Genomic DNA, 13,567 nt, shown 5'->3' on the forward strand with positions numbered 1-13,567 from the left:
ATGCTTGCCGGGCTTCTCTTTGCTATTCACGATGCCGACGATCGTCCCGATCGCCTGGCTGCCACTCTGCCGTTCAGCGGCGTCACGCTGATCGAGTATCAGGCGCGGTTGTTGATCGCAGCCGGCGTGCGTCAGGTCATCGTCGTCGTCGCGCGGCTGACGCCCGAGTTGCTGGGCGCGATCAACCGCATCAACCGCCGCGGCGTCGCGGTCGATACCGTCCGGACTGCGGCCGAGGCGATGGAGAAGCTCCATCCGCTGGCGCGCGTCTTGATGCTCGGCGACGGGCTGGTCACGACCGAGAGTATCGTCGCGGCGATGGCGAACGAGGGTGGCGATGCACTGCTCGTCGTGCCGGAGGACGATGCCGGACCCGGGTTCGAGCGCGTCGGTGGCCAGATGGCATGGGCCGGTGTCGCCCGGCTGGAGCCCGCACGGATCGCCGAAGTCGCGGGCCTGCCCAATGATTACGACCTGCAATCGACGCTGCTGCGGATCGCGGTGCAGGCGCGCGCGGTGCAGATCCTGTTGCCGACCGATGCAATTCGCAGCGGGCACGGCATTGAGCGCGAGGCGCGGACGCTGGAAGAACGCGGTCGTGCCGTGCTGGCGACGATCGTGTCGGGGCGCAGCGGCTGGTTCGACCGTTTCGTGCTCGCGCCGATCGCCAGGCTCGGCCTGCCGTTCCTGGTTGATAAGAGCGTTGCTGGCACGACCGTCGGCGCGACGTCACTGGGTATTGCCGCCGCCGGGCTCGGCGCGATGCTGTTCGGCTGGCTGGCGACCGGACTGGTGCTTGCCAGCACGGCCTGTGTCGGTCTGGCGATCGGCTCGGTGCTGAGCGGGCTGCGCGACGATGAGTCGGTCGCGACGATGCAGACGCGCGGAATCGGCGTCGTCAGCGCGCTCGCCGTTCTGCTGTTTGCCTTTCTGTGGGCGGGCTATTCGGCCGACAACAGCGCGCTTGTCATGGCGGCCGCGCTGCTTGCGATCGCGGCACTGGGGGAACGCGCGATCGTCGAGCGCGCGCGCCGCATGTGGTGGGGCAGTGCGCCGGCCTATCTGCTGATCGTCACGATCGTCGCGATCCTCGGATTTCCGCTGTTGGGCCTTGCGATCGCCGGGCTGTACGCGACGGTCACGCTGGCTGCGGCAATCGAGCATCTTCGTCTTCAGCCTTAGTACCGCCTTAACAATAAGGGGGTAGGCACGGCGCATGTCGGTTGGCTCTGAACCCTTGCCTGATCCCGCGCTGTCACGCGCGAGTGCGATCGCGCGCGCCGCGCGTGCGCGTCAGCGGGCCGACGACCGGCTGGAAACCACAATCACCGACTTTTTCCTGACCGCCGATGCGCGGCTGGAGGAACGTACGAGGTTGATGCTGGCGCATGTCCTGCGCGGGATCATCGGGGCGATCGAGGCGGATATCCGCCGTCATGCCGCCCGCGTTCTCGCCGGGCTGGGGGAGACGACGCGGGCGGAGGCGATCCTGACGCAGGGCGGCGCCTTGCTGCGGCTGACGCGGTCGGGGGTGTTGCGCGATCGCGACCTGATGAAGGACCTGATCGCTCGCGTCCGGCACGACCTGATCGCAGACGCCCTTCCTGCCGCGATTGCCGGTCCCGAGGAGCCGAGCCTGTTGATCCGCCTGACGGGGGTGTCGGATACGACCGTCGCCACCGCGGCCGGCGCGCTGCTCGCGGCGGAAAGTCGGCGTCGTGCTGCCAATGAATCGGGAATGATCGCCGGAAGCGACGTGCCCGCCGACCTGCATCGCCGCCTCGTCTGGTGGGTTGCCGCGGCGGTGCGCGACGGGCTTGACGATGCCTTGAAGGACGCTGGCGAGATGGTCGCGATGCAGGGCCGCGGCCAGAGTGATCAGGCGATCACCGAAGCGGCGCTGCGCAGCCTTGCCGCGCATGATGACGCGGAGCGCCCCGAGGCCGTCGCGATCCGCCTCTCCGCGGCGATCGATGCCCGTCGCGACGAATTGCCGGCGCTGCTGGTCGAGGCGCTCGGCGACCGGCGTCTGACCCTGTTCGTCGCAGTGCTGGCGCATGCGATCGGGATCGATGCCGAACAGGTCCGGGTGATCGTACTCGATCCCGACGGAGAGCAACTGTGGCTGGCGCTGCGGGCGGCGGATCTCGACCGGGAGACGATCGCGCGGATCGGGCTGGCGCTGGCCGATGCCGATCCACGCCGTGATATCGAGAGTTTCGCCGACGCGCTCGACAGCATCGCGAGCGTCGCGGTCGACGATGCGCGCGCGGCGATAGCACCGCTGGCGATGCACCGCGAGTTTCGCGCTGCGTTGCGGGCGCTGGCCGGGGCAGACCGACGATGACGGGATATACGACAGGCGACACTGCGGTCGCACTGGCGGAAGTGGCAGGGGACGGCGTGTTGCTGTCGGCGGATCCGATCCTGCTTGCGCTCAACAGCCGCGCCGGGGGGGTGATCGGCGCGCCGATCGCGGTGCCGCAGCTCGCGATGATCGCACGCCTGGCGCGCCGGCTGGGAATCGCGGTTTCGCGTAGCGTTGTGATCGCCGACGACGACGTCGATCTCGATCTGTGGGTCCGTGCGCAGCCCGAGGGCGATACGGTAGGCCTTGCGGTGAGCGGCTGGCGTGAACTCCAGCCGTGGCGTCCAGCGGCACCGAACCCCGGTGCAGGCGTCGATTTTCTGTCGAGCGGTGCCGACTGGCGTTGGGAAACCGACGCAGCACTTCGCCTGACATTCGTATCGCCCGACGCAGGGCCCCGCATGGGCGTCGACCCGCTCGCGCTGCTCGGCAAGCCGTTGACGAGCCTCGTCATGCTCGACAGCGGCGATGACGGCGCGCTGCCGATCCTCGACGCGGTCGCGCGCCGTCAGCCGCTCGACGCACAGCCGGCGCGGCTGCGGGGGTCGGGCCGCGCGATCATGCTGAGCGCGGTGGTTCGCCGTGACGCGGAACGTGCCTTTGCAGGGTTCATCGGCAGCGGGCAATTGATCGACGATCCCGCGGACGTACCATCGCCGCCCGCCAAGCCCCGGCCTGCGGGGGCGGACCAGCTGTCGCCGACCTTCACTGCGGGGCTGGACCGTGCGCTGCGGACACCGCTGGCGCGCATCGTCGCGAACGCCGACAGTATTCATGCCCAAACCGATGGTCTGGTGCAGCCCGATTATGCCGATTATGCCGCCGACATAGCCAATGCCGGTCGCCATCTGTTGGCGCTGGTCGACGATCTGGTCGATCTTCAGGCGGTCGAGCGGCCCGACTTCGCGCTGCTTCTCGAGACGATCGATATGGCCGATATTGCGCGGCGTGCGGCCGGGCTGCTGGCGGTGCGAGCAGGCAACGCGAATGTGACGATCACCCGCCCCGCCGCTGAAGCCCGCGTCGTCGCGCGCGGGGATTTTCGGCGCGTGTTGCAGATCCTGGTCAATCTGATCGGCAACGCGGTGCGCTATTCACAGTCGGGTGGCGCGGTGCTGGTGACGGCGCATGCGGGGAGCGATCAGGTGACCGTCGTCGTCGCGGATACCGGCAAGGGCGTGGCGCGCGCGGATCATGCGCGAATTTTCGAGAAGTTCGAGCGGGTCGACGCGTCCGAGCCGGGCGGCAACGGCCTCGGGCTCTATATCGCGCGGCGGCTGGCACGGGCGATGGGCGGCGACCTGACGATCGACAGCGCGATCGGCGAGGGGGCTCGGTTCGTGTTGTCGTTACCGACGCAGGCGGCGCGCAGCCAGGATCAGTACCAGGCCTGATACCGCGAGCGCGGCGCCGCGGTCCGCCCAAGGCCGCTGATCGAGCATGAAGCTCGATCGCGGCCAATGGACATAGCCAAGCCCCTGGCCGATCCACAGGAACCCCATCAGCGCGCACAGCACACCGATGACCATCAGGATCGGCCGGAGCTTCATCTCAGCGCGACGCCATCGGCGTATAGTCGCGCTGCGTCGGGCCGCTGTAGAGCTGGCGCGGACGGCCGATCTTCTGGTCGGGATCGGTGATCATCTCGTTCCACTGCGCGACCCAGCCGACGGTGCGGGCGAGTGCGAAGAGCACGGTGAACATCGAGGTCGGGAAGCCGATCGCCGAGAGGATGACGCCCGAATAGAAGTCGACGTTCGGGAACAGCTTCTTCTCGATGAAGTAGGGATCGCTCAGCGCCAGACGCTCGAGCTCGATCGCGACGTCGAACACGGGGTCGGTGACGCCCAGCTCGCCGAGCACTTCCTTGACGGTCGTCTGCATGACCGCCGCGCGCGGATCGTAGTTCTTGTAGACGCGGTGACCGAAGCCCATCAGGCGGAACGGATCGTTCTTGTCCTTCGCGCGGGCGATGAACTCGGGGATCCGGTCGACCGTGCCGATCTCATGCAGCATGTTGAGCGCGGCTTCGTTCGCGCCGCCATGCGCGGGGCCCCAAAGGCAGGCGATGCCGGCTGCGATGCACGCGAACGGGTTGGCACCCGACGAGCCGGCGAGACGGACGGTCGAGGTCGACGCATTCTGCTCGTGATCGGCGTGGAGGATGAAGATGCGGTCCATCGCCTTTTCGACGATCGGGTTCACGACGTACTTCTCGGCCGGGACGGCGAACGTCATCTTCAGGAAGTTGCCGGTGTAGCTCAGCGTGTTGTCCGGATAGACGAACGGCTGGCCGACACTGTACTTGTACGCCATCGCGGCGATCGTCGGCATCTTGGCGATCAGGCGGTGCGACGCGATGACGCGCTGTGCCGGATCATGAATGTCGGTCGAATCGTGGTAGAAGGCCGAGAGCGCGCCGACGACGCCGCACAGGATCGCCATCGGATGCGCGTCGCGACGGAACCCGCGGAAGAACTGCGCGAGCTGCTCATGCACCATCGTGTGGCGCGTGATCGTGTTCGAGAAGGTCGACAGCTCTTCTTCGCTGGGCAGTTCGCCGTTCAGCAGCAGATAGGCGACTTCCATAAAGTTCGACTGTTCGGCGAGCTCGCCGATCGTGTAGCCGCGGTGGAGCAGCGTGCCCGCATCGCCGTCGATATAGGTCAGCTTCGACTGGCACGAGGCGGTCGAAGTGAAGCCCGGATCATAGGTGAAATTGTCGGTCTGCGCGTACAGCTTGCGGATATCGATGACATCGGGGCCGACCGTACCGGACATGACCGGATAATCGAATTCCTTGCCGTCGACCTTGAGGTTTGCGGTCTCGCTCATGCTTGTATCCTTCCTCGAAATCTTATCAGTCTGCCATCCGGTCGGCGATCCGACCGAGGCTCTCGTCACGCCCGAGCAGGTCGAGCACATCGAATATTCCCGGCGACGTCTTGCGACCGGTCAGCGCGGCGCGAAGGGGTTGTGCAACCTGCCCGAGCTTTAGGCTTCGCGCTTCGGCCACGCGCCGTACCGCGCCTTCGAGCGCTTCCGTATCCCACTTGTCGAGCGCGTCAAGTTCAGCATGCGCGTTCGTCAGAATCGCACTCGCTTCACCCTGCAAAAGGCTCGCTGCGGCGTCATCCATGGCCAAGGGGCGCTGGCTGAACAGGAAATTCGAACCTTCGGCGAGTTCGTTCAGGTTCGCTGCACGTGGCTTCAGGACCGGCATTGCGCGAGTCAGAAGGTCGAGTCCGCCATCGGGCAGGGCATGACCGAGACGATCGGCGGCGAGCTGGGCCAGACGCGCATCATCGGCCTCGCGGATATAGTGGCCATTCAGATTCTCGAGCTTCTTCAGGTCGAAGCGCGAGGGCGACTTGCCGACGCCCGACAGGTCGAACCATTCGACCGCCTGTTCGCGGCTGATGATCTCGTCGTCACCGTGCCCCCAGCCGAGCCGCAGCAGGTAATTGTCGAACGCCTCGGGCAGGATGCCCATCTCGTCGCGATACGCCTCGATGCCGACCGCGCCGTGACGCTTGGACAGCTTGGCACCATCGGGGCCGTGGATCAGCGGGATGTGCGCATAGATCGGATCGGGCCAGCCGCCCTCGATCGCGTCCATCGCACGGTAGATCGGCAGCTGGCGGAACGCGTTGTTGAGGTGATCGTCACCGCGGATGACGTGGGTAATGCCCATGTCGTGATCGTCGACGACGACCGCGAGCATGTAGGTCGGCGTGCCGTCCGAACGGAGGAGGACAAGATCGTCTATTTCCTCGTTGCGGACCGTCACCGATCCCTGGACGCGATCCTCGATCGTGACCGCACCCTCCTGCGGCGCGCGCAGTCGGACGACATGGGGAAGATCGGGGGCCTCGCTCGCCGGACGGTCGCGCCACGGGCTGCGGATGCGAAGCGGCTTCTTGGCCGCCTGCGCCTCGGCGCGCATCGCCGCGATCTCGTCATTGGTCATGTAGCAGCGATAGGCGTGACCGGCCTCGACCATCTGGTGCGCGACGCGGGCGTGGCGATCGGCGCCGGCGAACTGCATGACGACGTCGCCGTCCCAGTCTATCCCTAGCCAGCGCATCCCGTCGATGATCGCGTCGATCGCCGGCTGGGTCGACCGCACGCGGTCGGTATCCTCGATACGCAGCAGGAATTTGCCGCCATTCGCCTTGGCGAACAGCCAGTTGAACAACGCCGTGCGTGCGCCGCCAAGATGCAGGAACCCCGTCGGCGACGGAGCGAAACGAGTAACCACGGGTGCGGCCGAAACGACGGCATCCGTATCAGATATTGCGCCCAACCGCGGGTGCTCCCAGACTGTAGAAACGATGGCCGGATCAGCCGTCGCCGCCTCTAGCATGCGTCCCCGGCGGCGACAAATGGGCGTGCCGCCCTGGATGGCGGAGCCGGGCCGGGCGATCGAACGCTGGCTGGAGGCGGAGCGCGATCAGCTCATAACCTGGTTGCCGGTCGGGCTTGGCGGCGGCATCGCACTGTGGTTCGTGCTGCCCGATCCCGCGGCATGGGGCACCGCGATCCTGGTGCTGGTCGCTGGCGGGTTGGCCGGACTTGCGGCGGGGCGCGGCGGGCGCGCGGCGCGGATGCTCGCCATCGGCGCGATTGCGGCGGCGCTCGGCATCGGGCTGATCTGGGTACGATCGGACCGGGTGGCGGCACCGGTGCTCGCGGGGCCGACATTCGTGCAGCTGTCCGCGCGGGTCGAGACGATCGAACCGCTCGTCGCGCGTCGGCTGGCGCGGTTGACGGTGCGGCCGGTCGGGCCGGGGCAGGACGCCGATGGCGCGCCGGTTGCGTTGCCCGGCCGCGTCCGCATCAACCTGGCAGAGGCGGATGCGCCGGCGACGCTCGCGATCGGCGCGACCATAAAGCTTCGCGCGCGACTCATGCCGCCGCCCTTGCCGGCGGTGCCCGGCGCCTATGACTTTGCGCGCGTCGCTTGGTTCGGCGCGATCGGCGCGACGGGGCGGGGCTTTTCGCCTGTGGTGGTAGCAGAGCCGGGCCGCGGCGGCGCTGGAGTCCGGGTGGCGCTGTCGCGGCATATCGTCGCGCAGCTTGACGGGAGCGCGGGCGGGATCGCGGCGGCGCTGGCGACCGGCGACGTCGGCGCGATCAGCGACGCGGATGCGGAGGCGATGCGCCGCGCCGGGCTGGCGCATCTCCTTTCGGTAAGCGGCCTCCACATCACCGCGGCGGTCGCCGCGACGATGCTGATCGTGATGCGGCTGCTGGCGCTCAGCCCATGGCTCGCGCTGCACACGCGACTGCCACTGATCGCCGCGCTTGCCGGTGCCGCAGCGGCGATCGGCTACACCGTGCTGACGGGCAGCCAGGTGCCGACGATCCGCTCCTGCGTCGCCGCGTTGCTGGTGCTCGTCGCGCTGGCGATGGGGCGCGAGGCGATGACGTTGCGGCTCGTCGCGACGGGAGCGATCGCGGTGATGCTCGCGCTGCCCGAATCGCTCGCCGGGCCGAGCTTCCAATTGTCGTTCGCCGCGATCACCGCGATCATCGCGCTGCACGAGCATCCCGTCGTCCGTGCCACGTTCACGCCGCATGACGAGGGCCGCAGCAGACGCCTGTTGCGCGGCGCCGCGTCGCTGCTGCTGACCGGGCTCGTTGTCGAGGCGGCGCTGATGCCGATCGCGGTTTATCATTTCCACAAGGCCGGGCTGTACGGCGCGGTCGCCAATATCGTCGCGATCCCGCTGACCACGTTTGTCGTGATGCCGTTCGAGGCGCTGGCGCTGCTGCTCGACACGATCGGGATTGGCGCGCCCGCCTGGTGGCTGGTCCAGCATGCGCTCGACGCGCTGCTGTGGCTCGCGCGCGGCGTGGCGCATGCACCGGGCGCGGTCCGCGCGCTGCCGGCGGTGCCCGACGGGGCGTTTGCGCTGATGGTCGTTGGCGGGGTGTGGATCGCGCTGTGGCGGACGCGGTGGCGACGGATCGGAATGCTGCCCTTGGCGATTGGCGCGATCTGGGCGCTGACGACGCCGTCACCCGATATACTGGTCACGGGCGATGGTCGCCATGTCGCGGTCCGGACCGCCGCCGGGCTCGCGCTGCTTCGCGATCGGGCGGGGGATTATGTCCGCGATACACTGGCGGAGAATGGCGGGGTCGATGGTGAGCCGCTGCTGCTCGCGGATCAGCCCGACGCGCGGTGCAGCCGCGACCTGTGCCTGACCGATGTCGTCGCGCGGGGGCGGGCGTGGCGTGTGCTGGCAACGCGGAGCGTTTACCGGGTGCCGATCGCGGAGATGGTTGCCGCCTGCCGGCGCGCGGACATCGTCATCAGCGAGCGCGGGCTGCCGCGTGGTTGTACGCCGCGATGGCTGAAGCTCGATCGATCGGTGCTTGAGCGGACCGGGGGGATCGCGTTGACGCTGACCACGGGGCGGATGGTGACGGTGCTCAATCCGGGGGACCGGCACCCGTGGCGCGATCCACCGACGCTGGCGCGGTCAACGCGACGGTTTGGGGCGGCGGGCGATCAGCGCGGAGTGGCCGGGGGTGTGGCGCTGGTTCGGTTACGGTCGCTGGGCCGGGGGTGGTCGGAGCGATAGGCTGCGAATAGGTATGTCGGGTTGCGATCCTGCGCGGCTGGGGCCCCGACTGGCGCTCGCGCGATTCAAAAACCGGACGTTGATGCTTGGGGCCGCTGGTAAGCGCGTCGGATCGACATTTCCGTCGGTCCGCATTTCTGCTGAGACGTTTGCCGAGCCGACCTTCATCTGGTCTGCGGTTAGAGCCCAAAGTCATGGAGGGTGGCGTGCCGGGCTCTAGATCCTGACTTTCGTCAGGATGACGGAGGAGGTGGGACTGGGCCTGCTGGTTTAATGCGCGTGCCGCTTTTCTCCACCGTTGCTTTTGTCCGGAGTCTCGGGACGGGGGCGAAGGTGATGTCAGGTTGCCCCGGCTCATGCCAAACAAGGGGTGCCAAGCGCGCCAACCTTGCGGCTCTGTTTACGGGGCGTAGATCGAGGCGGTGCCGACATTTGACGTTCACCGAACGCCACGCCAGCCGGTTGCGCGGCGGTGATGACCGCCAGCGCTCCCCGGCATTCGTCAGTCGTAGCGGCGCAGGATACCCGACAGCTTGCCCTGAACCCGGACCTGAGCAGGCGCATAACGCTGGGGGTCATAGGCGCGGTTGGCCGGGTCGAGCCGAACCATTGCGCCCTCGCGGCGAAAATATTTCAGCGTCGCTTCGCTGTCCTCGATCAGCGCGACGACGATTTCGCCGTCGCGTGCGATCTCGGTGCGGCGGATCAGCGCGTAATCGCCATCGAGGATGCCGGCTTCGACCATCGAGTCCCCCGAAACCTCCAGCGCATAATGCTCGCCAGTGCCAAGCAAAGCGGCCGGGACAGCAAGCATCGAACTGCCTTCAAAGGCTTCGATCGGGACGCCGGCGGCGATCCGGCCGTGCAGCGGGATCTCGACGACGTCGTTCGCCGCGATGCGGGCGGGCGACGCGGGCGTGGCGCTGACCGTGTCCGGCGCAGATACTGTGTCGGCCGATGCCGCCGCCTTCGGCCCCGACTTCACCGCAGTCTGTGCGATTGCAGCCTCGGGACGCTCGGGCATCCTCAGCACTTCGAGCGCGCGCGCCCGGTTGGGCAGGCGCCGGATGAAGTTGCGCTCCTCAAGCGCGCTGATCAGACGGTGCACGCCCGATTTCGATTTCAGGTCGAGCGCGTCCTTCATCTCCTCGAACGAGGGCGACACGCCCGTCTCGGCGAGGCGGTCATTGATGAAGCAGACAAGCTCGTGCTGCTTGCGCGTGAGCATAACGGTTCTCCGTCCGGAACAGACGAGGAACTTCTATGGAACACTTGCAGCTTCGTCAAGCGGTGACGTCACGCGATGACGAGGATTTCCGCCGAGTCGCCCGCCCTTGCCGCCGGCGCGTCGCCGTCGCGGACGATCAGGCAGGACGAGCGAGCGAGCGTCAGCAGCATCGAGCTGTCCTGGATGGTCGAGGCATAGGCGCGGCCGTCGCGCAGTTCGGCGCGCATATAGTCGGTCCGCGACTGGTTGGGCGGAAGATCCTCGCCGAGCAGCGCGTGCGTCGTCTGCGGCAGGGGATCGCGCGCGCCGAGCATGTGCGCGACCACGGGGCGGACGAAGAGGATGGCGGTGACGAAGGCGGAGACGGGATTGCCCGGCAGGCCGAGCAGCATCGTCCGGCCAAGCGTGCCCGCCATCATCGGCTTGCCCGGGCGCAGCGCGATCCGCCAGAAGTCGATGCCGCCGCCCGCTCCCTCGATCGCGGGGCGGACGAGGTCGTGATCACCGACCGACGCGCCCCCGGTGGTCACAAGCAGATCGGCATCGACCCCGGCAAAGGCGTCACGCAGCGTGTCGAGCCGGTCGGGGAGGATTCCGAGATCGATAATGTCGACGGGCAGGTCGGCGAGCATCGCGGCGAGCATGATGCCGTTCGATTCCGGCAGCGGGACGGGATCGCTGGTCGAGCCGGGAGGGACGAGCTCGTCGCCCGTCGCGGCGACCGCGACGCGCAGCCGGCGGCCGACCGACAAGGCGCCGTGCCCGCCGGTCGCAGCGACTGCGATGCGGGCGGGCGTCAGCCGGTCGCCGGCCGCGATCAGCCGCGTGCCGGTCGCGAAGTCGAGCCCCTTGCGGCGCGTGTTGCGGCCTTCAAAGGCGGGGCCTTCGCCGTCGAGCATCAGCCGGTCGCCGTCGCGTGCGGCTTCCTCCTGGACGAGCACCGTGTCGGCGCCCGCCGGCATCGCCGCGCCGGTGAAGATGCGCGTCGCCTGTCCCGCGCCGACTGAACCGGTGAAGGGGCGGCCGGCCGCGCTCTCGCCGATGACCGTCCACGGCCCGGGCAGATCTGCGTAGCGGATCGCGTAGCCGTCCATCGCCGAGAGGTCGGTCGCAGGCTGGGTGCGGCGGGCGAGAATGTCCTCCGCCGCCCAGCGACCCATCGCCGATCGCAGCGGCACGGTTTCGGCCGGCACGCGCGATGCCATGGCGAAGAGGCGGGACTGGGCTTCGGCGACGGGGACGAGAGGGCGCATGCGGGCTCCGTTCAGCGGGGCGATGAAGGTCTGCGCTGCTCGCACGAATGCCGCGGGGCGGAAAGCGGGCAACGCCGCGACCGGCAGGACGCCGGTCGGTTACGCGATCAACGTACGAGGTACGGCAGACGTTGCGGTGAGATGGGACGACATGCCCTGCGTTACGTCGCACGCAAATCCTGTCGTCAGCGCAGGCAAAACGCGCTAGCCCTGTGGCGCAGGTCCGACGCAAGCCGGATCCGCACAGATCGCGTCGGTGCCCCTCGGGGCTTGAAAGGGAATGCGGTGCGGGGTTCGCCCCAAGACCGCGGCTGTCCCTGCAACTGTAAGCGGCGAGCGACACGCACGCGCCCCCTGCGACGGGGGCAGCCACTGGGCCGATGGCCTGGGAAGGTGTGCGTCGAGCCTTGACCCGCGAGCCAGGAGACCTGCCGGCGTCTGGTCGCTCTTGTCCCGGCCCAGGGGGTGGCCGAGGCACGGTGAACGCCGTCTGAGCGACGACCATGCGGCGGGGGCCGCATCGGCGACGCATGCCGGCCGCTCAGGGCGTCCGGTCGGCGCGCGTCCCGGTCGTTCGCGGCAGGCCCCCGTCCTCGTCGGACGCCGGGGATGTGCCAATGACCAAGATCATGACCGGGCGGACTGCCGGTCGTTCGACGCGACACCGGATCGGCTGGATGTTCGCGATGCTGGTTGCGGCCAACATCGCCGCCTGGGGATGGGCGTTCGCGCTGTTCCAGGCGCAGCCGTTGATGCTGGGTACCGCGATGCTCGCCTGGGGGCTGGGGCTGCGCCACGCGGTCGATGCGGATCATATCGCGGCGATCGACAATGTGACGCGCAAGCTGATGCAGGACGGGCAGCGGCCGATCGGGGTCGGCTTCTGGTTCGCGGTCGGCCATTCTGGGATCGTCCTGATCGCCGCGGTCGCGATCGCGCTGACCGCGAGTGCGCTGGCGCAGTTCGAGGCGTTCAAGCAGGCGGGCGGGGTGATCGCGACACTGATCTCCGCGCTGTTCCTGTTCACGATCGCGGCGATGAACCTGATCATCCTGCGATCGGTGTGGCGGACCTTCGGCCATGTCCGCGGCGGGGGGCGCTATGTCGAGGAGGATCTCGACCTGCTGCTCGGCAATCGCGGGCTGCTCGCGCGGCTGTTCCGGCCGATGTTCCGGCTGGTCACACGCAGCTGGCACATGGCGCCGCTCGGGTTCCTGTTCGGGCTGGGGTTCGACACCGCGACCGAAGTCGCGATCCTCGGCCTGTCGGCGAGCCAGGCGGCGGACGGGCTGTCGATCGGTACGGTGCTGGTGCTGCCGGTGCTGTTCGCGACGGGCATGGCACTGGTCGACAGTGCCGACGGGGTGGTGATGCTCGGCGCGTATGAATGGGCGTTCGTGAAGCCGATCCGCAAGCTCTATTACAATATCACGATCACGCTGATCTCGGCGATCGTCGCGATCGCGATCGGCGGGATCGAAACGCTCGCGTTGCTGGCGTCGAAGCTGGGCCTCAGCGGGGGCGTGTGGGACGTCGCTTCGGCGCTGGGCGAGAATTTCAACGGGCTGGGCTTTGCGATTATCGCGCTGTTCGTGGCGTGCTGGGTGCTGAGTTTCGCGATCTACCGGTGGAAGCGGTTCGACGAGATCGAGGTGGTGCGGGGATAACAGGCAGCGTCGTCATCCCGGGCTCGACCCGGGACCCAGGGCCAGGCAGCGCATTACGCGTGGCTCTGGGTCCTGACTTTCGTCAGGATGACGGAGGTGAGGTGCATTGGCACAGTCGCCAAACTCCTCTAAACCCAACCTCGAGGTTTGGTTCTACCGAACCTCGACAGATCGCGCCGGTGCCCTTCGGGGCTTGAATGGGAATGCGGTGCGGGAGGCTTGCCTCCCAATGCCGCGGCTGTCCCTGCAACTGTAAGCGGTGAGCGAGACGCACAGGCCCCCGATGCGGGGGCAGCCACTGAGTCACGGGACCTGGGAAGGCGTGCATCGAGCTTCGACCCGCGAGCCAGGAGACCTGCCAGCGTCATGGTCGCTCTTGCCTTGATCCAGGGGATGGTCGCGGCACGGTACTCCGTCTGAGCGACGAACGCGTGCGGCCGTCAGGTCGTGCGCGCGTG

At 68.0% G+C, this 13,567-nt stretch carries 10 protein-coding genes and 2 riboswitches; of the genes, 5 read left to right on the top strand and 5 right to left on the bottom strand.

All coding sequences use genetic code 11. From position 1 onward, the window contains the following. From ASE89_RS05840 to ASE89_RS05850, 3 genes are read left to right on the top strand one after another with little or no spacing between them, the layout of a single operon-like run. Positions 1-1,182 carry a hypothetical protein gene (locus ASE89_RS05840; protein WP_037527531.1) on the top strand — a complete coding sequence of 394 codons (1,182 nt, stop codon included), beginning with the start codon at positions 1-3 and terminating at the stop codon, positions 1,180-1,182. Between the two features lie 34 nt (positions 1,183-1,216). Continuing rightward, positions 1,217-2,347, top strand: coding sequence for a DUF2336 domain-containing protein (locus tag ASE89_RS05845; RefSeq protein ID WP_056674811.1), 1,131 nt, complete (start codon positions 1,217-1,219; stop codon positions 2,345-2,347). Next, the gene (locus ASE89_RS05850) at positions 2,344-3,762 is read left to right on the top strand and encodes a sensor histidine kinase (protein ID WP_056674813.1); all 1,419 of its coding nucleotides are present in this window, start codon (positions 2,344-2,346) and stop codon (positions 3,760-3,762) included. Before ASE89_RS05845 ends, ASE89_RS05850 begins: the two co-directional genes overlap by 4 nt. Here the strand turns inward: ASE89_RS05850 and ASE89_RS05855 are convergent. The 3 genes from ASE89_RS05855 to gltX are packed head-to-tail and all read right to left on the bottom strand — an operon-like array spanning position 3,718 to position 6,734. Next, positions 3,718-3,918 carry a hypothetical protein gene (locus ASE89_RS05855; protein ID WP_056674815.1) on the bottom strand — a complete coding sequence of 67 codons (201 nt, stop codon included), beginning with the start codon at positions 3,916-3,918 and terminating at the stop codon, positions 3,718-3,720. The genes ASE89_RS05850 and ASE89_RS05855 overlap by 45 nt on opposite strands. Before the next feature lies 1 nt (position 3,919). Continuing rightward, positions 3,920-5,203, bottom strand: a complete 1,284-nt coding sequence (locus ASE89_RS05860; protein WP_031395755.1) for a citrate synthase — start codon at positions 5,201-5,203, stop codon at positions 3,920-3,922. 25 nt (positions 5,204-5,228) lie between these two features. Next, positions 5,229-6,734: a glutamate--tRNA ligase gene (gltX, locus tag ASE89_RS05865; protein WP_082451244.1), complete on the bottom strand. Its 1,506-nt coding sequence runs from the start codon at positions 6,732-6,734 to the stop codon at positions 5,229-5,231. A 19-nt stretch (positions 6,735-6,753) separates the two neighbouring features. Here gltX and ASE89_RS05870 point away from each other — a divergent pair, with 19 nt between their 5' ends. Beyond that, positions 6,754-8,961 carry a ComEC/Rec2 family competence protein gene (locus ASE89_RS05870; RefSeq protein ID WP_236701621.1) on the top strand — a complete coding sequence of 736 codons (2,208 nt, stop codon included), beginning with the start codon at positions 6,754-6,756 and terminating at the stop codon, positions 8,959-8,961. Between the two features lie 502 nt (positions 8,962-9,463). Here the strand turns inward: ASE89_RS05870 and lexA are convergent. Together lexA and ASE89_RS05880 are read right to left on the bottom strand one after the other, a co-directional pair. After that, positions 9,464-10,189, bottom strand: coding sequence for a transcriptional repressor LexA (lexA, locus tag ASE89_RS05875; RefSeq protein ID WP_056674819.1), 726 nt, complete (start codon positions 10,187-10,189; stop codon positions 9,464-9,466). A 68-nt stretch (positions 10,190-10,257) separates the two neighbouring features. Then, positions 10,258-11,442 carry a molybdopterin molybdotransferase MoeA gene (locus ASE89_RS05880; protein ID WP_056674821.1) on the bottom strand — a complete coding sequence of 395 codons (1,185 nt, stop codon included), beginning with the start codon at positions 11,440-11,442 and terminating at the stop codon, positions 10,258-10,260. Positions 11,443-11,679: 237 nt separating this feature from the next. Continuing rightward, positions 11,680-11,892, top strand: a riboswitch (cobalamin riboswitch). Between the two features lie 179 nt (positions 11,893-12,071). Here ASE89_RS05880 and ASE89_RS05885 point away from each other — a divergent pair. Then, positions 12,072-13,109: a HoxN/HupN/NixA family nickel/cobalt transporter gene (locus ASE89_RS05885; RefSeq protein WP_443024340.1), complete on the top strand. Its 1,038-nt coding sequence runs from the start codon at positions 12,072-12,074 to the stop codon at positions 13,107-13,109. A 160-nt stretch (positions 13,110-13,269) separates the two neighbouring features. Continuing rightward, positions 13,270-13,486: riboswitch (cobalamin riboswitch) on the top strand. Positions 13,487-13,567: the final 81 nt, after the last annotated feature.

This window comes from Sphingomonas sp. Leaf30, assembly GCF_001422525.1.
In the GTDB taxonomy this organism is placed as follows: domain Bacteria; phylum Pseudomonadota; class Alphaproteobacteria; order Sphingomonadales; family Sphingomonadaceae; genus Sphingomonas; species Sphingomonas aerolata.

Coding starts and splice junctions, on each gene's coding strand:
- ASE89_RS05885 (WP_443024340.1), top strand. CDS start 12,072: ATGACCGGGCGGACTGCCGGTCGTTCGACGCGACACCGGATCGGCTGG.
- ASE89_RS05850 (WP_056674813.1), top strand. CDS start 2,344: ATGACGGGATATACGACAGGCGACACTGCGGTCGCACTGGCGGAAGTG.
- ASE89_RS05845 (WP_056674811.1), top strand. CDS start 1,217: ATGTCGGTTGGCTCTGAACCCTTGCCTGATCCCGCGCTGTCACGCGCG.
- ASE89_RS05855 (WP_056674815.1), bottom strand. CDS start 3,918: ATGAAGCTCCGGCCGATCCTGATGGTCATCGGTGTGCTGTGCGCGCTG.
- ASE89_RS05870 (WP_236701621.1), top strand. CDS start 6,754: ATGGGCGTGCCGCCCTGGATGGCGGAGCCGGGCCGGGCGATCGAACGC.
- lexA (WP_056674819.1), bottom strand. CDS start 10,189: ATGCTCACGCGCAAGCAGCACGAGCTTGTCTGCTTCATCAATGACCGC.
- ASE89_RS05860 (WP_031395755.1), bottom strand. CDS start 5,203: ATGAGCGAGACCGCAAACCTCAAGGTCGACGGCAAGGAATTCGATTAT.
- gltX (WP_082451244.1), bottom strand. CDS start 6,734: ATGCTAGAGGCGGCGACGGCTGATCCGGCCATCGTTTCTACAGTCTGG.
- ASE89_RS05840 (WP_037527531.1), top strand. CDS start 1: ATGCTTGCCGGGCTTCTCTTTGCTATTCACGATGCCGACGATCGTCCC.
- ASE89_RS05880 (WP_056674821.1), bottom strand. CDS start 11,442: ATGCGCCCTCTCGTCCCCGTCGCCGAAGCCCAGTCCCGCCTCTTCGCC.